Source organism: Paenibacillus alginolyticus DSM 5050 = NBRC 15375 (assembly GCF_000422905.1).
Classification (GTDB): domain Bacteria; phylum Bacillota; class Bacilli; order Paenibacillales; family NBRC-103111; genus Paenibacillus_E; species Paenibacillus_E alginolyticus.
In genome coordinates this window covers 22,947-44,953 of record NZ_AUGY01000060.1, presented here as the reverse complement: position 1 = coordinate 44,953, position 22,007 = coordinate 22,947, and the positions used below count along the sequence as shown (strand labels likewise).

The window sequence follows — 22,007 nt, the reverse complement described above, 5'->3', positions numbered from 1 at the left end:
AGGCCACCAATCCTTTCGTATATTCGTTCTTTTCATTAACATCATTGTATGGCCAAGCACATAGAATTAGTACAGACTGTTCAAAGGGAAGGTGAATAATTATGACGGAATTTTCTCAAGGTCCAGCTTTGTGGCAAGCGATTATTGCCTTGCTCATTTTTGCCGCGGCTTATGTTTGTATCTTGATTGAGAAATGGGATCGGATGTATACAGCGTTAGGCGGAGCCTTTCTAATGGTAATTATGGGGATTGTTCCTTTTGGCAAGGCTGTTACCACATACGCGAACTGGCATGTTCTATTGCTAATCACAAGCTTGTATGTTATTTCTGGCATTTTTCAGAAAACAGGAATTATCGCTTATTTGGCAGCTCATATCTTACGAAAGTTTCGAATACAGCCCATCACGATTCTACTAAGTTTGTCAGTCCTTTCAGCGATAATATCAGCCCTTTTGGACGGTTTGCTAGCTATTGCTGTCCTGGTGCCGATCCTGCTGAAGACAACGAAAATGATGAAATTATCCCCAGCTCCTTTTCTGATTAGCATTCTCTTATCTGTGAATATTGGCGGTGCTTCCACCCTTATGGGGAATTTGCCTAACCGTATGATTGGAGCAGCTGAGAACATTTCAACGGGGGAGATGCTGCTAAAGCTCGGACCACTTGTCATTATCTTGCTAGCGATCGTATATCTCGTGATATGGTTGGTTTACGGGAAGAAGATGATTGTCGCAGAATCGTATAAAAGAGAGCTGCTTACTTTACAACCCGCCTCTTATTTGGCTTCAGATCGAGGATTGCTTGCAGGCAGCTGTTTAATAACCGGTCTTACGGTGTTGGCGTTGTTGCTACAAGGCGTTTTGGGATGGAAGGCCTCTTACATTGCTGTGTGCGGGGCAGTGATCTTATTGGCATTAAACTATAAAGAACTAGTCCAATTGGTCAAAAGAAAAGACTATCTTTCCGTATGGCATGGCTTGAAAGAAACGCAATTGCTATTTTTCTTTGGATTATTCATCATGGTCGGTGGTTTAACGTATGCCGGGATTACAGGCTTCATTGCAGCCAGAGGTTTAGAAATCAGTCAAGGAAACATCCCCTTCTTATCCATTCTACTGCTATGGCTTACTGGCTTTGGCTCTGCCATGATGGACTATATACCTTATACCGCTGCCATGATTCCAGTCGTAGATCATATGGGTGGCATGCTGCAAAGTGCAGCCGGTATCTCAACAGTTTCATCATTATGGTGGTCCTTAATCGTTGGAACTGCTATTGGCAGCGGGGTAACTCTTCTAAGTTCAATGACAAGCATGTATGCGGCCGCTCTTTCTGATCAGGAGGGGGGAGGGCTAACTCAACGCAGCTATTTTATCGTGGCAGCTCCGATTTCCCTGCTTTTATTCATAACAGCTACTATTTATTTCAAGTTGTTTCTGTAGGAATTGCCAACAATTGAATACGTAAATTCTGCATGATGAAGTGCATGAGCGGTCAGAATACCATTGAACTCCGAGAACGAGCAAGGGCTTAATCAGGGGAGGCTTACAATGGAGATTCTGACCATTTTTTTACGTACCGTGCTGATCTATTTTGTCGTTTTTCTCATGTTAAGAATTATGGGGAAACGAGAAATTGGCAAACTTTCGCTGTTTGATCTTGTAATCTCGATCATGATTGCAGAAATTGCGGTCTTTGTTATTGAGGATACCAACAAACCGCTCATGGATGGGCTAGTCCCGATGTCAACGCTGGTACTCATCCAAATTTTGATTGCGTTTATTACGTTAAAAAGTAGAGCGGTTCGAGTTCTCTTTGACGGAAAACCGAGCGTCTTAATCAACAAGGGATTGATTAACCGAGAGGAAATGAAGAAGCATCGATATAATTTAGATGATTTGATGCAGCAGCTAAGACAAAATAAGATTATCAATGTGGCAGACGTGGAGTTCGCGGTGTTAGAACCTTCGGGGAAATTAAGTGTAGTGGAGCGAAAAGTCAAAGAGACAGAGACAAAGATTGAGGAAGATACAAAGCCTGAGACAGCTGAAGTCAATGATGGAATAAAAGAGACGATTCGCTATGAAGGACTTCCGCTGCCTCTGATTATGGATGGTAAAGTGCAGGATGAGAATTTGGAAAAAATAGGAAAAACCAGATTTTGGCTAAAAAATCAACTCCAAGCTAAAGGTGCTCGTGATTTTAAAGAAGTGTTTTACTGCTCCATTGATCATAGAGGGCGGATGTTTCTGGATCGTAAAAGATAAGCTGCTCGTTAGCGTATTATTTTTTTGCCCATGTGCATAAGGCGGCTTATATCCTTTAAGCTAATCAGTCTAAAAACAGTGATGAACAATAAATATACGATAAACCCTATGAGAAAAGAGGTTATGAAACGAAGCCAATCGGTTGAAGTCCACGACGTATACATGACGAAGTAACTGCAAAGCCCGGAAAGCGCCATAGCCGCTCCAATTTTACCGAAATCGCTGCCTTCCATACGGAATTTCAACAAGCGTACAACACTGCTCCAATGCAGTAGCGTTACTAAAACGATGTTCACATTGATGGCGAAAACAGCGCCGTGAATACCCATTTCCGGCTTGCTGGCCAGCCAATAAATGAGAATAAGCTTAACAGTTGATCCGATTAAAGTGTTGATTAAAGCAGCTCCTGGCTTGTTTAAAGCCTGCAGGGTGGACTGTAAGGGAGCTTGGAAATAAATAAATATGGCGATAGGAGCCATCATCTTCAGCATGACCCCTACATCCGGTTGATTGTACATGTACGTACAGATCGGTTCAGCAAGAACGAACATAAGGACAGCGAATGGAGCTCCAGTTACTAAAGCTAGTTTCAAGGATTGATGCAGCCGCATGTGAATCGTTTTGATATCTTTGCGGGCGGCTGCTTCGCTTAAGGAAGGAACCAGCGAGACAGACAGTGACATCGTAAGAGCGCTAGGCAGAAGTATGATGGGGATAATCATCCCTTGTAAGGCGCCGTATTGGGCTGTAGCCAATGAAGTTGAAATGCCCGTTATCGCAAGACTTTGTGCAATCAGAATGGATTCGAACAGATAGGAGCTTGCCCCAATCAATTTACTTCCAGTAATAGGGATTGCAATTCGCATAATTCTACGAAAATTAGAAAGCCTGCCATTCGTTTTATTCGAACCAATTTGCGCGATAGGGGCTTTTAGTGATGTTTTCTTGTCGTACTTGAAATGGATGGCTAGGACGACTAGGCCGCCAATTTCTCCTGCCAGGACACCCATCATTGCACCGGCTGCTGCATATTCGATCCCGTAGGGGATCATTACATACGAACAAACGAGAACCATGACAATACGGATCAGTGTCTCCATAATTTGAGAAGTAGCGGTAGGGATCATATTCTGTCTTCCCTGAAAATAGCCGCGATACACGGCAGAGATTCCGATGATCGGGATCATTGGGCTCATGCACAGGAATGTGTAGTAAACTCGCGAGTCTGTTAATAAATGAGATGTAATCCACGATGCTCCCACAACACATGCAATGGTAAATAAAACACTGAGAGAGATGGTAATGGCTAACGAAATTCTCAGAATGCTGCGGATTCTCGTTTCGTTGTTTTCAGCCTCTGCTTCTGCTATCAACTTGGCAATTGCGACAGGTATTCCGCCTGTTATAATGGTTAAGATGACGGATAAGAATGGCCAGCCCATATGATAAATACCGATGCCTTCCGCACCGATGACACGCGGTAATGTAATTCTAGGTATGAAGCCAAGAATACGGTTCAAAATGCCTGCGGCTAACAGGATCATCGTGCCTCTAATAAACGACTGCTTGGTCACTGCCATTCCCTCTTCCGATACGTGTCATATCCTATGACTATGCGCGGGCTGGCCAAGCTCATGCTAACATTTTGTGGACAGGTTGAGTTTGGCAGGAAAATGGTGGGTAAACAGCGAATTATTCGAATGAGTAAAGGTAAATCACACCTTAGGAGGTTCTCCCCATGAACGGAGAAGATAACGAGCAAGTACCTCATCATCCTGAGGACAAGAAGAATGAGCAGGCAGAGGCTAACGAGACAGCGTCCATAGACTCTGAGGAAGAAGAGGTTTCCCTTACGGATATAGAACTTAATGAGCTTATCGAAAGCTTATGTTTAAGCAAAGTTGAAGAATTTATTATGCTTGGCTACGAACATGTGAGCGGGAAAGATATATGGGATTGCGTTAGCGACAAATACCGCAAAACGGGTGTCCCTTCACTCCATCAAATCGTAAATGACATTTTGTCGCTCAAATCAACGGCGTTCATGAACTGGATGACGATTAGTATGTATAAAGGAGCCCAATTCTAAAAATGGGCTTATTTTTTCGTGAAACGACTTAAATTGACTCGATTTTCAGACCTGAGTATAATAGGCATATTGAGTATGGAAGGGAGACAAGCAATAGATGGTGGATTGGAAAAGAATATCGTTCTTTTTTCTAACGGTTGTAATTGTTCTTGGTGCGATCGGAGCAACAAGCCCTAGACTTGTAGAACGAATTAAGCTTGGATTGGATTTAAAAGGCGGGTTTGAAATTTTATACACCGCAGAGCCTTTGGCAGCCGGTGCACCATTGACGAAGGAAACGCTTACGCAAGCAGCAGAAAGTCTTGCGAAACGAGCTGACTCCCTTGGTGTAGCTGAACCTGAGGTTTATCCGGAAGGAACGGATCGCATTCGTGTACGTCTTGCGGGTGTGGAAAATGAGGAAGAAGTTAGAGCTTTAATGTCTAAGCCATCGGTACTTACTTTTAGAGGTCCGGATGGAACGGTTTACATGAACGGAACAGATTTCGTAGAAAACGCGGCTAAATTAAGCTACGATCCGAATACGAAGCAACCGATTGTCGAAATCAAGATGAAAAGCAGAGAGAAATTTAAAGAAGTAACGACGAAATTAGTTGGCAGCACCTTGTCCATTTTCCTGGATGATCAAGTGCAGTCGACGGCTTCTGTTAATTTCCCTATTGACAGTGATTCGGCGATTATTACACAAACGAGCGTAGCGGAAGCAACGAAAGTAGCCAAGATGATTAACTTGGGTGCGATGCCGTTGAAATTAACAGAGAAATATATTCAGCGTGTGGATGCCACTTTAGGTACAGCGTCGCTGCACCAAACGGCTAGAGCTGGTTTGATTGCTTCGATCTTAATCTTCATCTTCATGGTACTGTATTACCGTGCACCAGGCCTTGTGGCTGCCTTTACACTGATTACATATGTATGGGTTCTACTGGCTATATTCGACTTTATGAATGCAACACTGACGCTGCCAGGTATTGCGGCCCTAGTCTTAGGAGCTGGTATGGCGGTTGATGCGAACATTATTACTTATGAAAGAATTCGTGAGGAAATACGTGCCGGTAAGAGCATTCTTTCATCTTTGAAATCAGGCTCGAAACACTCTTTCCGTACAATTATGGATGCTAACGTAACGAATTTGATTGCCGGTATTGTTCTGTATTACGTCGGAAACGGCGCAATCCGCGGATTCGCGGTTATTACGATGATGAGTATTATTATCAGTATCTTAACGAACGTATTGTTCTCCAGATGGCTGCTGCATCTTATCATACGGGGCAACTTGCTGAAAAAGCCAAGTTATTTCGGTGTGAAGGAGGCAGACATTCGTGGACTCTAAGAAAAAGTTTGATTTTGTAAAAAACCGCAATAAATTTTTTGTCGTTTCGATTGCTCTACTTGTGATTGGACTAGCCGTTATGCTGTTCTCTGGCATGAACTTCGGTGTTGATTTTAAGGCAGGAACGAATATTGATCTTGTCGTTGGCAAACAACTAGACAAGGTCAAGGTTGAAGAGATCTTGCATACTCTTACAACGAATGGCGATTTAAAATCGAACTTTGCGGATCCAACAATCGGCGGTAACAACAGTGATCGTGTCTCCATTCGATTCGATGATGTTCTGAATGATGATACGGTAAATAAGATCCAAAAAGCATTCGCAACCGCTTATGGTACGGAGGTTTCCAAAGAAATCAACACAGTTGATCCACAATTAGCGAAGGAACTGTTGCTTAAAGCGGTATATGCCGTTGCCATTTCCAGCGTGCTGATTTGTTTGTATGTAAGTATTCGTTTCGAATGGCGCTTTGCCGTAGCAGCGATTATTGCCATACTTCATGATGCTTTTATGGTTATCGCTATGTTTGCGATCTTCCGCTTTGAAGTGAACTTACCGTTCCTAGCGGCAGTTTTGACCACAATCGGTTATTCCATCAATGATAAAATCGTTATTTTTGACCGTATTCGTGAAAATCTGCGATTTGCTAAACTCAAAACGGACGAAGATCTCGTTGCATTGGTCAACGAAAGTATCTGGCAGACGATGGCGCGTAATATCAATACCGTATTAGTGGTATTGTTAGCCGCAGGCTGTTTGTATATTTTCGGCAGTGAGTCCATTAAACTTTTCGCACTTGCGAAATTAATCGGGTTAACAAGTGGAGCTTATTCGTCTATTTTCATTGCATGTTCACTTTGGTATTTATTGAAAAGAAAAACTTTGCGTAGTTCTAAAAAGAAAGCTGCAGCGTAATAACCATAATAACCGGCCGCGTGAATGTTGCGCGGCCTTTGTATCCGTTCAGGGGGAGTGTCCGCGTGATTGACGAGCGTTTTCAAAAGACAGAACTCACTGTCTGGGTAGGTATTGCCGGCAATGTAGCTCTTGCCTGTCTCAAGGTTATTGCTGGGTTTATGTCGCAGAGTAGAGCACTTCTCGCTGACGCGGTACATTCAGCATCTGAGGCAGTAAGTTCTGTTGAAGCATTAATTAAATTAAGAACAGTAGAAGCGGTGCCTCAAGAAGCTTACCCTAATCGTCAAGATAAGAAGGTATCTATCACTTCTGTTCTGCTGTCTATGGTTATTCTAGTCCTAGGTGTTGAACTGGGCATCTCTACCATCAAATCCCTATGGATCGACGTAGAGCATGCTCCTAAGGTGTATGCGCTTGTTGCAATTGGGATTTCGCTTTTGGTGAAAGAGATCATGTTTCAATGTACCTACAGGTTAGGCAAGCGTTTAGGATCACAGGAATTAATTGCTAATAGCTGGGGACACCGTTCCGATATATACTCTTCTATTGTAGCTCTTATTGGTGTGCTAGGTGCTTTAATGGGCAATTACCTAAAGCTATCTTTTCTTTATTATTTGGATTCACTTGCGGGATTATTTATTTCTCTTATGGTGTTGAAGATGGGGTATTCGTTACTTAAGGAAGCCTTACATACGAAAAAGGATTATGTCCTGCTGCAAGAAGATGCCGCTGAACTGATTGCTGCCGTACAGATGATTAAAGGTGTAATAACCGTCGATGACTTGCAGGCAAGGGAACATGGCCATTATGTCGTTGTCGATATCAAAATTAGCGTAAACCCAAGGGTAACTGTATGGGAAGGGCATGAAGTCTCCAAAAAGATCAAACAGCAGTTGATGAAACGATTCCATCATGTTTCCGATGTTTTTGTTCAAGTAAATCCATATGATGCAGGATATCCTTACAAAAATAATACGGATACCGAGTTAAATGAATTTCCATCCGTTATTCACTAAATAAGCGCATCGCAAAGCAAAACGCTAAGACTATGCTTATGAAGAAAGTTTTGCAAAGCAAAACTCTAAGGAGGACACACCGAGTGCTAGCACCGAAGGCAAGATGGAGCATAGGAAATGCGGATGAAATGCTCGTTGAAACATTTGCGCGCGAGCTGCAGATAGACCCGCTCGTTGCCAGGCTGCTTGTTCTTCGAGATATACGCACTGTGCCAGATGCTGAGCAATTCTTGCATGGCGGAGTCCACTATTATTTTGACCCGTATCTGCTTGATGGGATGCTCCCAGCTGTAGAACGCATCCGAAAGGCTCTTCAGAACGATGAATTCATACGTGTCTATGGTGATTACGATGCAGATGGTGTAAGCAGCACTTCATTGATGGCTCATTTGTTAAAAGGGCTAGGCGCTCGTTTCGATACGTATATCCCTCATCGCATTCGAGAAGGCTATGGGCTGAATCGTTCTGCGATCGAATTAGCCAAAGAGCAAGGAGTCAAGCTATTAATCACCGTTGACACCGGCATTAGTGCCGTTCAAGAAATAGCCTATTGTCAGGAATTAGGCCTAGATATTATCGTAACGGATCATCATGAGCCTCCTGAGATTCTGCCTCAAGCTTTAGCCGTTATTAACCCGAAGAAGCCAGGCTGCCCTTACCCGTACAAACATCTTGCAGGCGTTGGTGTTGCATTTAAGCTGGCCCATGCTTTATTAGATCGATTGCCTGAAGAATTGTTGGAGTTTGCAGCGCTCGGGACAGTTGCGGATTTGATGCCTCTCACGGGGGAGAATCGCTTAATTGTGAAGCAGGGGCTGTTGCGTATGCAGGATTCTACTTACGCAGGATTTCGTTCACTCATCGGTGTTTCCGGAATTGAAAATAAAGAAGTGACAGCATCTCACATTGGCTTCTCGCTGGCGCCTAGAATTAATGCAAGCGGCCGATTGGAAGCCGCAGATATTGCGGTGAAGCTGCTCACAACATCGGATGAGAAAGAAGCAGAGCAAATTGCCTTTGAACTGGATATGCTTAATAAGGAACGTCAACTTATCGTTGAGGACATGGTGAAAGAAGCTTTTGTTCTAGCTGAACAGCAGCAAGCCAAGGGTTTAGATAAAGTGATAGTTGTCGCTAAGGAACAGTGGAACGTCGGTGTTGTAGGAATTGTCGCCTCCAAGATCGTAGAGAAATTTTACCGTCCAACCTTAGTGCTAAGTATAGATCCACTGACGGGTATGGCCAAAGGCTCTGCTCGCTCGATTGCCGGCTTTGATTTGCACAAAGCTCTAACAGCTTGTGAAGAGATGCTCGACCATTATGGCGGCCATCAAGCGGCTGCGGGTATGAGTTTAAATAGCAGCCATCTGGAGTCATTTACTCATAAGCTAAACGAGCTAGCAGCTGCTGCCCTAACAGAACAGGATTTCATCCCACTTCTGAAAGCAGATGCGGCGTGCAGCTTGGCTGATGTTCCGATTGCAAGTATTGAGCAATTAGAGAAGCTTGCGCCTTTCGGTATGGGCAATCCTGCGCCGAGGTTCATGTTCACCGATTTATCGCTCGGTGATATCCGGACGATGGGCAAGGAGAAACAGCATCTCAAGCTAGCTCTCTCCCAGATGAAGGAAGAAGTAAGCTGCTCAGTGGAAGCTGTTGGTTTCGGCAAAGGAAGCTTGGCTGGGTTGATCGCGCCTGCGGCTAAGGTTGATGTGCTAGGAGAGCTTTCAATCAACGAGTGGAACGGTGTGCGGAAGCCCCAAATCATGATGCAGGATTTTCGAATAACGCACATGCAGCTGTTTGATTGGCGTGGTGCAGGTCAATTGAGCACTAAGCTGAGCGTCCTTCAGAACACGATTGCTGCGGGGAATGGTAACCACACACTCACGCCAGCTATCGTTCTGTTCGACGAAGCAGATGCGGCATTGTTCACTTCAACAGCGTTTCAACTAGGTGATTCAGTGCCTTATTGGGTCGTTCAAGATAATGAACAATTACGGCCAGGTAACGAATCAGCCAAACAATTGGAATTTGCTAACATGCAGGATATTATCTTGTACACGATCCCGCGAAGCGTTGCTAGCTTGCAAAGTGTCATTCATCAAGCCAGTGGAATGATGCGCTGTTATCCAGTATTTGCTGAGCTTGGGCCTGACAGCGGCAGTACCCTGCCATCTCGAGACATGTTTAAAATGCTGTACGGCACTTTGCAAAAAGAAGGATCGCTGAATGTTCAGGATGTACGATTAATGACCTCGTTTAGTAAACGATCAGGGCTTTCTCCTGCAATGATTCAATTTATTTTATCCGTTTTTGAGGAGCTTGGTTTTGTTGAAAAACAAGGCGGCTTCGTTAAACTGCATGCATCACCGGCAAAGAGAGATTTAACAGCATCCCGCTTGTATCAACATAGATTGCATCGCCAGGAAGTTGAATCCATTGTCATGTACTCCTCAGCCAAAGAGCTGGAGGAATGGATCGCTGATCAAATAAAAAAAGAAAATCACATTTTGGAGGAAATTATATGAATTTCAAAGAACACATTCGAGTTATCCCGGACTTTCCACAACCAGGCATTCGTTTCAAGGACATCACAACGTTATTGCAAAATGGGCCAGTTTATAGAGAAGCTATCGATCAAATGAAAGCATTAATTAAAGAGAAACAAATCGATGTTATTGCGGGTCCCGAAGCTCGTGGCTTCGTAATTGGAGCTCCTCTCGCTTATTCACTTGGCATAGGCTTTATTCCAATTCGTAAAAGTGGCAAATTGCCTGGCGAGACGATTGAGGCTGACTATGCTCTTGAATATGGCAAGGATAAATTAGCTATGCATAAAGATGCTATTAAACCAGGTCAAAAGGTACTGATTGCGGATGATTTACTTGCAACAGGTGGAACGATTCAAACATCGATCGACTTGATTAAGCAGCTTGGCGGAGAAGTTGTAGGGGCTGCATTCTTAATTGAGTTATCCTACTTGGACGGAAGAAGTAAGTTTAATGGGATTGACGTCGTTTCCTTAGTTCAATATTAAAATTGAATCATTAAGCCCAGAATCGAATGTTAGTATTCGATTCTTTTTTATACAATGAAAGCTAATATTGAGGAATACTTTCAGTGAATTGCTAGAAAATGCCGCTTTTTGTCGAATGCATGGAGCGAACAGTTGACGTGGAGCCTGCCTTGCAGGCATAATGAATAAAAATCGATTAAAGGGAATGGGTAGATGCATGGGTATAGAGCAGCTGCTGGAGAAGGCCGCCACCTATCTGAAAGAGAATGATTTGCAGAGGATTAGGGAGGCCTATGAATTCGCGGATGAAGCCCATCATGGCCAAGTGCGCAAATCGGGTGAGCCCTATATTCTGCATCCACTCGCTGTTGCAGATATATTGGTGAACATGCAGATGGATGTCACATCCGTGATTGCTGCGCTTCTGCATGATGTCGTTGAAGATACAACAGTTTCACTGGAAACTGTTCTAGATAAATTCGGGAAAACTTGTGCGATGCTTGTGGATGGCTTGACGAAGCTGGAACGGATCAAGTTTAAGTCCAAAGAGGAGCAGCAGAACGAGAACTACCGCAAAATGTTTGTCGCGATGGCGCAGGATATTCGTGTAATTCTCATTAAACTGGCCGACCGTTTGCACAATATGCGCACATTGAAGTACCAGTCCGAAGAGAGCCAGCGCCGTATTGCGGAGGAAACGCTGGAGATTTTCTGTCCGATTGCGCACCGGCTCGGTATTTCTACGATTAAGTGGGAGATGGAGGATATTGCCCTCCGTTATTTGAATCCGCAGCAGTATTACCGGATCGTTAACCTCATGCAGAAGAAGCGTACAGAGCGTGAGCAATATATTGAGGACGTTATTCACAGCATCAAAGAAAAACTGGATGAAATGGGCATTCAGGGAGATATTTCCGGAAGACCTAAGCACCTATACAGTATTTATAAAAAGATGAGCTCCCGCGGCAAGCAATTCAATGAAATTTATGATCTCATGGCACTTCGTGTTATTGTCGATGGCATCAAGGACTGCTACGCTTCTTTAGGTATTATTCATACCTTGTGGAAACCAATGCCTGGACGTTTTAAAGATTATATCGCGATGCCGAAGCCGAATATGTATCAGTCTTTGCACACGACGGTGATTGGTCCTAAGGGAGAGCCGTTAGAAGTACAGATTCGCACATGGGAGATGCATAGGACGTCAGAGTTTGGTATCGCTGCGCATTGGGTCTACAAAGAAGGCGGATCTGTTGTACCTTCGGGCACTTTCGAGGATAAAATGAGCTGGTTCCGTGAAATTCTGGAGCTTCAGCACGAGACCAATGACGCTTCTGAATTTATGGAATCCATGAAGATGGATTTCTTCTCAGACCTTGTTTTCGTCTTTACGCCAAAAGGGGAAGTGATCGAGCTTCCAGCCGGTTCGGTGCCGCTAGACTTTGCGTATCGCATCCATACTGAAGTAGGTAATCGCACAATTGGTGCTAAAGTAAATTCCCGGATCGTTCCCTTGGACCACAAGTTGAAAACGGGGGATATAATTGAAATTCTGACTTCTAAGCATTCCTACGGACCTAGTCAGGATTGGATTAAAATCGCGCAATCCTCCCACGCTCGAAGTAAGATCAAGCAATGGTTTAAGAAAGAGAAGCGTGAAGAGAACGTCGAAAAAGGGAAAGACATGATTGAGCGCGAGCTCAAACGATTGGCGATCGATCCACCGACGTTGATGAGCGACGATAAAATGCTTGAAGCCGCGAAGAAATTTAATTTTAGCGATATTGAAGATATGCTGTCAGCCGTTGGCTTTGGCGGTATTACAGCTGCACAAATATGTACGAAGTTAACGGAGAAGCTGCGTAAGGAAGCCGAAGAAGCGCAGGTGCTGAAGCTGACTAGTGAGGTCAAGGAGGTCAAGGCGCCGACATCATCCGAGCGCAAAAGCCGTCCAACCAACGGTGTCCGTGTCAAAGGCGTCGACAATCTGCTTGTCCGCTTCGCTCGCTGCTGCAATCCGGTACCTGGCGATCTGATTATTGGATACATCACAAGAGGCCGCGGCGTGTCGGTGCATCGTTCTGATTGTACGAACATTCCTACGAGTATGGGAGAAGAGGAACGGGTCATTGAGGTCGATTGGGCCGAAGCGGTTGAATCCAATTTCAATGTCGAGATTGAAATCACTGGTCATGACCGCCGTGGATTCCTAAACGAAGTACTCCAGGCTGTTTCAGAAAGCAAAACGATGATTTCAGCAGTATCCGGGCGATCCGATAAGAACAAGATGGCTACGATTCATATGACCATTTTAATCAAAAATATAGACCATCTGCAGTCCGTTGTTGAGAAAATTAAACGTGTCAAAGATGTTTATTCTGTTCAGCGTATTATGCAAAGCTAGCCGATGTTATATAGTTAAGGAGATTAAGGTAGGCAATGAGAATAGTTGTACAACGTTGTAAACGTGCTGAAGTAACTGTCAATAATACAATCATTGGTCGTATTGAACAAGGCTTGATGCTCCTAGTCGGAATTACCCATGACGATACTGAGCAGGATGCGAAGTATTTGGCAGATAAAGTGGCTGGGCTGCGTATTTTTGAAGATGAAACCGGCAAAATGAATCTTTCCGTCTTGGAGACGGGAGGACAAATTTTATCCGTTTCGCAGTTTACCTTGTATGGCGATTGCCGCAAAGGGAAGCGGCCCAACTTCATGTCAGCGGCAAGACCAGAGCTTGCTGAGCCGCTATATGATAAGTTTAATGAGCTGTTAAGGTCTCTAGGCCTACACGTGGAAACGGGTGTTTTTGGCGAAATGATGGATGTATCTTTGACGAATTGGGGACCTGTTACGTTGGTTATCGACAGCAAATAGGTTGCTTTGAAGGATAATAAACTAGCTGACTGGTTATACTTAATGTGTATATACTAGCGGTTAGGAGCACCCAGATGCGTCAATCGATCAAACACAGAGCCATGACGGCACCAGAGCAGCAACTGCTCCATACCACACTTGCTGAGCGGATGAGTCAAGCACCAGCGCTCGCGGATGTAGAAATTAGTGCAGAATTCACATCTGAACAAGAAAAAATGAAAAGCATTCCCAAAAAATCCTATCGGTAACCATAAAGCCACGCATGCTGTTCGTTCAGCCATGTGCGGCTTTATTTGTTAAATTCCGCAATATTTCTCTACACGATCGAAATGTGATAAACTAACATGTGATGTTTTTTGGCTAGAAATTAATCAACTGCTCCGAAGAAACTTATCAAGCCTATACCTGGTAAGCGTATAAAAAGCAGGAGACAAGGTGGGTGCTTTCGTTCCAATGGCAAATTCGAATCGTAACAAATCCACATCCAAAGGATGGCTTTGGTTGATGGGGACATTGATTGTACTTGCGGTGCTCGCAGCAGCTGCATCACTCTACTATCAATATAAACACCTTTCACATGGTGAACATAGCTCAGTTAAGCAAGCTATTCAAGAAGTGAAATCAGTAAAGAAAGCCAAAGATGCGTACGATGTCATTGTCGTGGGTACGGACCCTGAGGGGGTTGCTGCTGCCGTTTCGGCTGCTCGCAATGGACTCAGTACGTTGCTAGTTGACGGCCGGAATCGTCAGATCCTAGGGGGGCTGATGACGCTTGGTTGGATTAATTCCCTTGATATGAACTATTCGCCGAATAAAAACCTCCTTGGGAAAGACGATGTGTTTAATAAAGGAATTTTCTCAGAATGGTATGCCAAAGTTGAAGGTGATTCGTTCGATGTCAATACGGCTGCGAATGCTTTCAATGACTTAGTTAAAAATGAGAAAAATATTGACGTTTTGCTTAAAACTAGAAAAGTAGATCCTCTTCTCGCACAGGGTCAAAATGTTGTACAAGGTGCTACTATTACCCTTGAGAACGGAAGCACCCAAGTCGTCAAAGCTTCCTCTGTGATAGACGCTACTCAGGATGGAGACTTCGCTGCAGCAGCAGGCGTTCCGTTCACAATGGGGCATGAGGATATTGGTGATCCGAAATCTAAAATGGCTGTGACACTGGCTTTTCGTCTTAAAAACGTAACACCAGAAGTGTGGAGCTTAATGGCCAAGAGATTGAATGGCGATAATGATGATGGTTCAGGTGTAACGGAAGTAAGCGTTTATGGGTATAAAGAAATGAGCAATTATCCACCTCTGAACAAAGATAGAGCCAAAATGAGAGGGCTCAATATGGGAAGAGAAAATGATAATACAGTACTTATTAATTCCTTGCAAATTTTTGGTGTGGATACGTTTGATCCTGAATCTGTGAAAGAAGCATTTGAGATCGGCAAAAAGGAACTGCCTAATGTCGTTGCCTATATGCAGAAGACATTTCCAGAGTTCTCGAGTCTCGAGCTTGCTGGAACAGCTCCAGAGCTATATGTGAGAGAAACGCGTCATATGCAAGGGGAATACCGATTGAACATTGTTGATGTTTGCACGAACAATGATCAGTGGGACCGCATTGGTTTTGGTTCTTATCCCGTAGATATTCAAAGGATATCACCGACGGACTCGGGTAATGTGGTTTGTAAACCGAAACAGTATGCCATACCATTCCGCAGTATTGTACCGCTGAAAGTGGATGGACTGCTTGTTGTTGGTAGAGCGGCTAGTTACGATACGCTTCCGCACGGGAGTGCTCGAGTAATGCCAACTGGGATGGCTGAAGGTGAAGCGGCCGGGGCTGCTGCTATGCTCGCTAAGCAAGAAAAAATGACATTCCGTCAACTAGCTGGCTCCAAAGAAGAAATTGCCAAATTGCAGGAGCATTTGATTAAACAAGGCATGGAGCTTCAGCCAATTGCGCTTAAGCCTCAACCTTTTATGGAGCATAAATCCTATGAAGGTTTGAAATCCGCACTTATGCTGGGCTTAGCTTCAGGTGCCTATGACAATAACTTTCACTTGGATGACGCGGCCAATCCAAAGCGGATGGTTAATCTCGTCAGCGGCGCGAGGAAAATGAAACCTGATGCCTGGGTCGGAGATGTCAATCAGGCTATTGCGAATCTGCAAAACGCAGATAAAATACCATTGACACTAGAACAGGCCAGTTATACCATCACACAAGCGTTAGGATTGAAAGCTGCCTCTACTGAAGCGCAATCCAAGTTAATGGAAAATAAGCTGCTCACGGAAGTAACCCTTAAACTTATTACTGACAAGCAAAAGTTAACGAATGCAGACACGTATTTGCTAATTAAAGATTTAAAAGTTGGCCTAACAGGTAAGCCATAGAACAACAAATAAGAGCCTTAATGCCGCTAAAGATGTGGCACTAGGGCTCTTAACTTTTCGAAGCTAAGGAAGTTTTTGTTTTTGTGACTGCGCTTACATTCTTACCTTGTTCAGTCTGCGTCCGCAGCATCCTCTTCTGCTTGCACGGAATCTTCCGAATCTTCTTCGGCTGATTCTTCACTTTCCGCTTCGGCATCCTCCTCGGACACATTCTCAGCTTCTACTTTTTCCTCGTCAGATGCTTCTTCTTCCGCTTCCTCAGCTTCAACCGACTCTTCAATGGCCTCTTCTTCGGCTGTTTCTTCAGCTACTACTTCTTCTTCTTCTTGAACTTCGGCTTCGGTTTCAGAATCTTCAGAGAAGAGCACCACTAGATCTTGCCGTTCCTCTTGAAACTCGTTTTGTATTGTCATTGTTACAGCCTCCTGATGATAAATTCAAGGCCATCTGCCTTGTTGTACATGTATATGTGAAAATGGTCTGAATATACGGTGAAAATAAATGAAAATGATTGAAAATACGGAGAAATTGCTGTAATGAAATTGTAATTTAATTTTCATATCCCTTTAATCAAGAGCGGATATAATAAAAGTCGACCCCCTTTAAAATATATATTTATTTGAGGCCTGCAGCCCTTGTGCTGCAGGCTATTTTCTTAACATATAAGCATTTATATGTTTTTGCTTTTGGGGTGAGCGGAGCTTGCGCCTTTTTTAACGCTCTGGCGAAGCGCGCGCCAGCGAAAGCCAGCTGAGAAGTCGTAAACGTCCTTCTCATCCCTCAACCCAGCCCTCACACGCCGTAATCGGCAGCTGAGAGGTTTTTTTATACAAAAAAACCGTCACAGCATGAGCTGGACGGCTTAGCATTATTTTTACATCAAAGCATCTAAGGAATATTCACCGGCCCCGATAAGTGCAACACCAACGGCGATAGCGATCAGTGTTAAATTGTATTCAAAACCATTGGAAGTTACCCAGTAACCGTTTTTGGCATGAACTTTAATAATAGCACCAAGCATAATTAAAACGATAAGGGCAGCACCTAATGGGGTCCAAAGACCAGCGGCAAAGAGCAGCCCACCTGCAATTTCCGCCAAACCTGCAAGAACAGCCATGAGCACACCTGGTTTGATTCCAATAGAATCGAAGAAACCTCCCGTACCTTTAGGACCATAGCCACCGAACCATCCAAAGACTTTTTGTGTACCGTGCGCCGCGAATGATAAACCGATCACTAAACGAATAATAAGAAGACCTAACGCCATTACTAACAACTCCTCATTTAATATATTTTGTTTAACAACTTACTTTATGTTAGTATATTATTACGAAGCACTTACTTTTGTCAAGCGACTATGCTAAAATTGTTTATAAGGAGATGATTTATATGGAAGACTATCAACTGTGTCCCAAATTCGAGAATGCTTTTGAACTTCTAGGAAAGCGTTGGACTGGATTAATTGTTCATGTCTTGCTTTCTGGACCGAAGCGCTTTAAAGATATATCAGTTCTCATCCCAAGTATGAGCGATCGTATGCTTTCGGAGAGATTCAAGGAGCTCGAGGCTGCGGAGATCATCATCCGTCATGTATACCCAGAAACGCCGGTTCGGATTGAGTATGAATTAACCCCAAAAGGAAAAGGTCTAAAACCCGTTATGGACGAGTTGCAAAAATGGGCGGACTTACATTAACTAATATAGTGGAGATATACGAGGATTAGTACCTCTATCTCTTGACTTTGTATCTGCCAATGTTTACAATAAACAATAATGTAATTCGATACTTTTGTGATCCGTTGAAGGGACAAAGTAAGTCGCCCCCACATTAGCAGAGAAGGAAGTCTAGGCTGCAAGCTTCCTATGATGAGCGAACGAAAAGACCTCCCCGAGGACGAGCTGGGAAATGCATATTGGCTGATGTCAACTTGCCTAGTAGCAGCTGTGCGTGTAGCGGGCGTTAACCGTAAAGAGCAGAATTCTGTTTCGGTGCCTATGGCAAACGATAGCAGCATTTCTGAATGTGGGTGGTACCACGGGTGAATTTGATAATCAAATCTCTCGTCCCTGACGTTAGTCGGGGGTGAGAGATTTTTTTGTTGTTATTTGACAGGAACGACAGATAAGAGGAGGCCCAGCACATGAGCATTCAAAAGCCAAAAGGCACACAAGATCTTCTTCCCGGTGAGGTGGAGAAGTGGCAGTACCTAGAGAGCAAAGCGAGAGACTTGTGCCAAAGATTTAATTACAAAGAGATCCGTACGCCGATATTTGAGGAAACCGATCTGTTCATTAGAGGCGTCGGAGAAACGACGGATATCGTAGGCAAAGAAATGTACACCTTTCTCGATAAAGGGGACCGCAGCATGACGCTTCGTCCCGAAGGAACAGCCGGTGTTGTTAGGGCTTATGTCGAGAATAAGCTTTATGGGATTCCGGATTTAACGAAGCTTTATTACGTAGGACCTATGTTTCGCTATGAGCAGCCACAAGCTGGGAGATATCGTCAGTTCCATCAGTTCGGCATTGAAGCTTTCGGGTCCGTTGATCCAAGCATTGATGCTGAAGTGATTGCTCTTGGGTATACGTTCTATAAAGAAATTGGTCTTAAGGAAGTAACGGTTGAAATTAACTCCGTTGGCACGCCAGCGGTTAGAACGGCTTATCGTGTGAAACTGCAGGAGTTCTTTGCACCTGTGAAACATTTGCTTTGTAAAGATTGTCAGGCCCGGTTTGATCGGAATCCGATGCGCATTCTTGATTGCAAAGTGGATCAAAAGTATGGCGTGGGCGCTCCAGAAATTTTAGATTACTTGGATGAAGAATGTACAGCGCATTTCGCGCTTGTGAAAGAGCATTTGACAGCGATGGAAATCCCGTATCGGATTAATCCGCGCCTTGTTCGGGGTCTTGATTACTACACGCATACAGCTTTTGAGTACAAAGCAGCCGGGATCGGCGCGATTGATACGATTGGCGGAGGCGGACGATACAATGGTCTAGTTGAGCAGATTGGCGGGCATGGTAACGATCAGCCAGGAGTTGGCTTGGGTCTAGGACTTGAGCGTATTTTGCTCGTACTGCAGGCGCAAGGTGTCGAAATTCCAAAGCCAGAGCCGTTGGATGTCTATTTGATCGGGCTAGGAGACGCGGCGGAAAAGGAAGTAACGAAGCTGCTCCACCAGCTTAGAGTACAAGGGCTGAAAGCGGAGAAAGATTACCAAGGGCGTAAAATGAAGGCACAAATGAAATCAGCAGACCGCTTTCAAGCTACTTATGTGGCGATTCTTGGAGATGACGAATTGGTGCGCAGCGAAATTACGCTGAAGAAGATGGATACGGGCAGTCAATTGACTGTGAGCTTAGCCGATCTTGCCTCAAACGCTGCAAAGACACTTTTCGAATAGAAGTTATAGGAAAAAGGGAGAGACTTGAGCTCTGCTCAAAGATCCCAACAAAGGAGAGACTTTGAGCTCTGCTCAAAGATCCCTATATTAGGAGGAAAACATATCATGATGCTCAAAACACATCATTGCGGGCAGCTTACAAAGGCTCAGATTGGACAGACAGTAACACTAAACGGATGGGTGCAAAGAAGACGTGACTTAGGTGGCGTTCTATTCATCGATCTACGCGATCGCAGCGGGCTTGTACAGACCGTATTTAATCCAGACTTCTCAGGGGATGCACTTGCCATTGCTGACCGTGCTCGTAATGAATACGTTCTTGCAGTTAAAGGGAAAGTTGTAGAACGTGATGCCGAAACGATTAACAAAAATATTACAACGGGTGAAATTGAGATTCAGGTGACTGAAATCGAAATTATGAATGCAGCCAAAACTCCTCCGTTCTTCATCGAAGACGGCGTAGATGTGGATGAAGCCGTTCGTTTGAAATATCGTTATCTGGACCTGCGTCGTCCGGAAATGCAAAGAACATTGATGCTTCGCTCCAAAGCGTCTAAAATATTCCGTAATTTCTTAGATGATCAAGGATTTGTTGAAGTAGAAACACCGATCTTGACGAAAAGCACACCAGAAGGCGCTCGCGATTACTTGGTCCCAAGCCGCGTGCATCCGGGCGAATTTTTTGCACTTCCGCAGTCTCCGCAAATCTTTAAACAATTGTTGATGGTTAGTGGTTTGGAGCGTTACTACCAAATCGCCCGCTGTTTCCGCGATGAGGATCTTCGTGCAGACCGTCAGCCTGAATTTACACAAGTCGACATTGAGACTTCCTTCATTTCTCAGGATCAACTGCTTGAAATTTTGGAAGAGCTTGTAGTCAAATTAATGCAGGAAACAGCTCAAGTTGAAATCCCGCGTCCATTCCAACGTATTACGTATGCCGATGCCATGGCGAAATATGGTTCGGATAAACCGGATCTGCGATTTGGTCTAGAACTCGAAGATGTTTCTGATATCGTTGAAACTTCAGGTGTTCAAGTGTTTGCGAACGTCGTTAAAGGCGGCGGTCAAGTAAAAGCTTTGAACGCTAAAGGTTGCGGCACTTGGAGTCGTAAAGAAATTGATGACCTCTTGCCATTCGCAGCACGTTACGGCGCCAAAGGCTTAGCATGGATTCAAGTGAAAGACGGCGAATTCAAAGGGCCAATCGTTAAATTCTTCAATGAAGCTGAAATCGCTGCTTTAACAGAGCGTTTGGGCGCAGAAGAAGGGGATCTACTTCTGTTCTCCGCTGATAAGAAAAAAGTTGTAGCTGATGTACTAGGTAACCTTCGTCTGAAAATCGGTCGTGGGCTTGGCCTTATCGATGACTCGAAGTTCAAATATGCTTGGGTTGTGGATTTCCCACTTCTTGGGTACGACGAAGAAGCCAAACGTTATGTAGCTGAGCATCATCCGTTCACGCGTCCTAATGAAGAAGATGTTCATTACTTCGATACAGACCCAGGTCAAATTCGTGCACAAGCATACGATCTTGTTTTGAATGGATATGAAGTAGGCGGCGGTTCGATGCGTATTTACCAACGTGAAGTACAGGAGAAAATGTTCGGTGCGCTGGGCTTCTCCAAAGAAGAAGCTGCTGAGAAATTCGGCTTCCTACTTGAAGCCTTTGAATATGGAACACCTCCGCACGGCGGATTTGCTTTTGGTTTTGACCGTTTGGTGATGTTGATCACTGGCCGCACGAACCTTAGAGAAACGATTGCATTCCCGAAAACAGCAAGCGCAACAGACTTGTTGACCGATGCGCCGGGTACAGTAGACGACAAACAGCTTGAACAACTGTCGATTCGCTTAGCGCTTAAGCAGCCTGCTGCTAAAGCCTAAGAACATAGAAGAGGAAGTGTTTCGATGCTTCATCAATTTTCACGAACTGAACTAGCGATTGGTCCTGAGGGCCTTGAAATCATGAAAAATAGCACAGTGGCCGTACTAGGCATTGGCGGTGTTGGTTCAATCGCTGCTGAAGCACTAGCGCGTACTGGGGTTGGACGTCTTATTCTGATTGATAAAGATGTTGTCGACATCACGAATATTAATCGTCAGATTCATGCGCTTACGACAACGGTCGGACAGCCAAAAGCTGATCTGATGCGTGATCGAATCAAATTAATTAATCCGGAATGCGATGTCATCGCCCTACGGATGTTTTACACAGAGGAAACTTATGAGGAAGTATTCGCATATCCAATCGATTATGTGCTGGACGCGAGTGATACCATTTCCTACAAAATCCATCTCATTAAACAGTGTCTAGAGCGGAAGATTCCTATCGTATCCAGTATGGGCGCAGCCAACAAGATGGATCCATCACAGTTCAAAGTAGCGGATATCTCCAAAACGAGCATGGATCCAATTGCGCGTGTGGTGCGTCAAAAACTGCGTAAGGAAGGGATCAAAAAAGGCGTGAAGGTCGTATTTTCGACCGAAGAGCCGATGAAACCCCGCGAGGACGTAACGCAGCAAATCGTTCCTGCGAATGCTCCTGAAATTCGCAAGGCGAAACAACCGCCGGCAAGCAATGCTTTTGTCCCGCCTGTGGCTGGACTGATCATGGTGAGTGTGGCTGTGAAAGAACTATTGGAAATTGGTTTGAAGAAGAAATAGAAAAACGGAT

19 protein-coding genes are annotated in these 22,007 nt (G+C 44.3%); 16 read left to right on the top strand and 3 right to left on the bottom strand.

Going from position 1 to position 22,007, the window contains the following annotated elements:
* Positions 1 to 101: 101 nt before the first annotated feature.
* Positions 102 to 1,442: an ArsB/NhaD family transporter gene (locus tag G519_RS0124400; RefSeq protein WP_029196924.1), complete on the top strand. Its 1,341-nt coding sequence runs from the start codon at positions 102 to 104 to the stop codon at positions 1,440 to 1,442.
* Between the two features lie 108 nt (positions 1,443 to 1,550).
* A complete protein-coding gene (locus G519_RS0124395; RefSeq protein WP_029196923.1) occupies positions 1,551 to 2,267 on the top strand; it encodes a DUF421 domain-containing protein in 717 nt (238 codons plus the stop codon).
* Between the two features lie 8 nt (positions 2,268 to 2,275).
* Here the strand turns inward: G519_RS0124395 and spoVB are convergent, their stop codons facing one another.
* Entirely contained in the window at positions 2,276 to 3,841 is a 1,566-nt protein-coding gene (spoVB, locus tag G519_RS0124390) for a stage V sporulation protein B (protein ID WP_029196922.1), read from the bottom strand.
* Positions 3,842 to 4,005: 164 nt separating this feature from the next.
* Between spoVB and G519_RS0124385 the strand changes: the two genes are divergently transcribed.
* From G519_RS0124385 to G519_RS0124345, 10 genes are all read left to right on the top strand, one after another.
* Positions 4,006 to 4,356: a post-transcriptional regulator gene (locus G519_RS0124385; protein WP_084160316.1), complete on the top strand. Its 351-nt coding sequence runs from the start codon at positions 4,006 to 4,008 to the stop codon at positions 4,354 to 4,356.
* A 97-nt stretch (positions 4,357 to 4,453) separates the two neighbouring features.
* A complete protein-coding gene (secD, locus tag G519_RS44365) occupies positions 4,454 to 5,689 on the top strand; it encodes a protein translocase subunit SecD (RefSeq protein WP_036633708.1) in 1,236 nt (411 codons plus the stop codon).
* Positions 5,679 to 6,605 carry a protein translocase subunit SecF gene (secF, locus tag G519_RS44360; protein ID WP_036633707.1) on the top strand — a complete coding sequence of 309 codons (927 nt, stop codon included), beginning with the start codon at positions 5,679 to 5,681 and terminating at the stop codon, positions 6,603 to 6,605. Before secD ends, secF begins: the two co-directional genes overlap by 11 nt.
* A gap of 65 nt (positions 6,606 to 6,670) precedes the next feature.
* Positions 6,671 to 7,624 (top strand): cation diffusion facilitator family transporter, encoded by a 954-nt coding sequence (locus G519_RS0124375; RefSeq protein ID WP_029196920.1) that lies wholly within the window; start codon positions 6,671 to 6,673, stop codon positions 7,622 to 7,624.
* An 83-nt stretch (positions 7,625 to 7,707) separates the two neighbouring features.
* Positions 7,708 to 10,155 carry a single-stranded-DNA-specific exonuclease RecJ gene (gene recJ, locus G519_RS0124370; RefSeq protein WP_029196919.1) on the top strand — a complete coding sequence of 816 codons (2,448 nt, stop codon included), beginning with the start codon at positions 7,708 to 7,710 and terminating at the stop codon, positions 10,153 to 10,155.
* Entirely contained in the window at positions 10,152 to 10,664 is a 513-nt protein-coding gene (locus G519_RS0124365) for an adenine phosphoribosyltransferase (protein WP_029196918.1), read from the top strand. The genes recJ and G519_RS0124365 overlap by 4 nt, the downstream gene beginning before the upstream one ends.
* Positions 10,665 to 10,860: 196 nt before the next feature.
* Complete coding sequence (locus tag G519_RS0124360; RefSeq protein ID WP_029196917.1) at positions 10,861 to 13,047, top strand: RelA/SpoT family protein; 2,187 nt, start codon at positions 10,861 to 10,863, stop codon at positions 13,045 to 13,047.
* A 35-nt stretch (positions 13,048 to 13,082) separates the two neighbouring features.
* Positions 13,083 to 13,523 carry a D-aminoacyl-tRNA deacylase gene (dtd, locus tag G519_RS0124355; RefSeq protein WP_029196916.1) on the top strand — a complete coding sequence of 147 codons (441 nt, stop codon included), beginning with the start codon at positions 13,083 to 13,085 and terminating at the stop codon, positions 13,521 to 13,523.
* A gap of 74 nt (positions 13,524 to 13,597) precedes the next feature.
* A complete protein-coding gene (locus tag G519_RS50455) occupies positions 13,598 to 13,771 on the top strand; it encodes a hypothetical protein (RefSeq protein WP_154669611.1) in 174 nt (57 codons plus the stop codon).
* A gap of 205 nt (positions 13,772 to 13,976) precedes the next feature.
* Positions 13,977 to 15,923, top strand: a complete 1,947-nt coding sequence (locus G519_RS0124345; RefSeq protein WP_029196915.1) for an FAD-dependent oxidoreductase — start codon at positions 13,977 to 13,979, stop codon at positions 15,921 to 15,923.
* Between the two features lie 110 nt (positions 15,924 to 16,033).
* On the opposite strand, the gene G519_RS44355 is transcribed toward G519_RS0124345, so the two are convergent.
* The gene (locus tag G519_RS44355) at positions 16,034 to 16,336 is read right to left on the bottom strand and encodes a hypothetical protein (RefSeq protein ID WP_051253645.1); all 303 of its coding nucleotides are present in this window, start codon (positions 16,334 to 16,336) and stop codon (positions 16,034 to 16,036) included.
* 461 nt (positions 16,337 to 16,797) lie between these two features.
* Entirely contained in the window at positions 16,798 to 17,190 is a 393-nt protein-coding gene (locus tag G519_RS0124335) for a DoxX family protein (protein ID WP_029196914.1), read from the bottom strand.
* Between the two features lie 122 nt (positions 17,191 to 17,312).
* Here G519_RS0124335 and G519_RS0124330 point away from each other — a divergent pair, with 122 nt between their 5' ends.
* The 4 genes from G519_RS0124330 (at position 17,313) to G519_RS0124315 (ending at position 21,997) form a co-directional block, all read left to right on the top strand.
* Positions 17,313 to 17,618: a winged helix-turn-helix transcriptional regulator gene (locus G519_RS0124330; RefSeq protein WP_029196913.1), complete on the top strand. Its 306-nt coding sequence runs from the start codon at positions 17,313 to 17,315 to the stop codon at positions 17,616 to 17,618.
* A 446-nt stretch (positions 17,619 to 18,064) separates the two neighbouring features.
* Positions 18,065 to 19,330, top strand: a complete 1,266-nt coding sequence (hisS, locus tag G519_RS0124325) for a histidine--tRNA ligase (protein ID WP_029196912.1) — start codon at positions 18,065 to 18,067, stop codon at positions 19,328 to 19,330.
* Between the two features lie 105 nt (positions 19,331 to 19,435).
* Positions 19,436 to 21,217: an aspartate--tRNA ligase gene (gene aspS / locus G519_RS0124320; protein ID WP_029196911.1), complete on the top strand. Its 1,782-nt coding sequence runs from the start codon at positions 19,436 to 19,438 to the stop codon at positions 21,215 to 21,217.
* Positions 21,218 to 21,241: 24 nt separating this feature from the next.
* Complete coding sequence (locus G519_RS0124315) at positions 21,242 to 21,997, top strand: tRNA threonylcarbamoyladenosine dehydratase (protein WP_029196910.1); 756 nt, start codon at positions 21,242 to 21,244, stop codon at positions 21,995 to 21,997.
* The last annotated feature ends 10 nt before the right edge of the window (positions 21,998 to 22,007 follow it).

Excerpts from the sequence above, each read along its gene's own strand:
- aspS (WP_029196911.1), top strand. The coding sequence starts at position 19,436 with ATGATGCTCAAAACACATCATTGCGGGCAGCTTACAAAGGCTCAGATT.
- secD (WP_036633708.1), top strand. The coding sequence starts at position 4,454 with ATGGTGGATTGGAAAAGAATATCGTTCTTTTTTCTAACGGTTGTAATT.
- dtd (WP_029196916.1), top strand. The coding sequence starts at position 13,083 with ATGAGAATAGTTGTACAACGTTGTAAACGTGCTGAAGTAACTGTCAAT.
- G519_RS0124365 (WP_029196918.1), top strand. The coding sequence starts at position 10,152 with ATGAATTTCAAAGAACACATTCGAGTTATCCCGGACTTTCCACAACCA.
- G519_RS0124360 (WP_029196917.1), top strand. The coding sequence starts at position 10,861 with ATGGGTATAGAGCAGCTGCTGGAGAAGGCCGCCACCTATCTGAAAGAG.
- G519_RS0124330 (WP_029196913.1), top strand. The coding sequence starts at position 17,313 with ATGGAAGACTATCAACTGTGTCCCAAATTCGAGAATGCTTTTGAACTT.
- G519_RS0124400 (WP_029196924.1), top strand. The coding sequence starts at position 102 with ATGACGGAATTTTCTCAAGGTCCAGCTTTGTGGCAAGCGATTATTGCC.
- G519_RS50455 (WP_154669611.1), top strand. The coding sequence starts at position 13,598 with ATGCGTCAATCGATCAAACACAGAGCCATGACGGCACCAGAGCAGCAA.
- G519_RS0124385 (WP_084160316.1), top strand. The coding sequence starts at position 4,006 with ATGAACGGAGAAGATAACGAGCAAGTACCTCATCATCCTGAGGACAAG.
- G519_RS44355 (WP_051253645.1), bottom strand. The coding sequence starts at position 16,336 with ATGACAATACAAAACGAGTTTCAAGAGGAACGGCAAGATCTAGTGGTG.
- hisS (WP_029196912.1), top strand. The coding sequence starts at position 18,065 with ATGAGCATTCAAAAGCCAAAAGGCACACAAGATCTTCTTCCCGGTGAG.
- G519_RS0124345 (WP_029196915.1), top strand. The coding sequence starts at position 13,977 with ATGGCAAATTCGAATCGTAACAAATCCACATCCAAAGGATGGCTTTGG.
- G519_RS0124395 (WP_029196923.1), top strand. The coding sequence starts at position 1,551 with ATGGAGATTCTGACCATTTTTTTACGTACCGTGCTGATCTATTTTGTC.
- G519_RS0124335 (WP_029196914.1), bottom strand. The coding sequence starts at position 17,190 with ATGGCGTTAGGTCTTCTTATTATTCGTTTAGTGATCGGTTTATCATTC.
- G519_RS0124315 (WP_029196910.1), top strand. The coding sequence starts at position 21,242 with ATGCTTCATCAATTTTCACGAACTGAACTAGCGATTGGTCCTGAGGGC.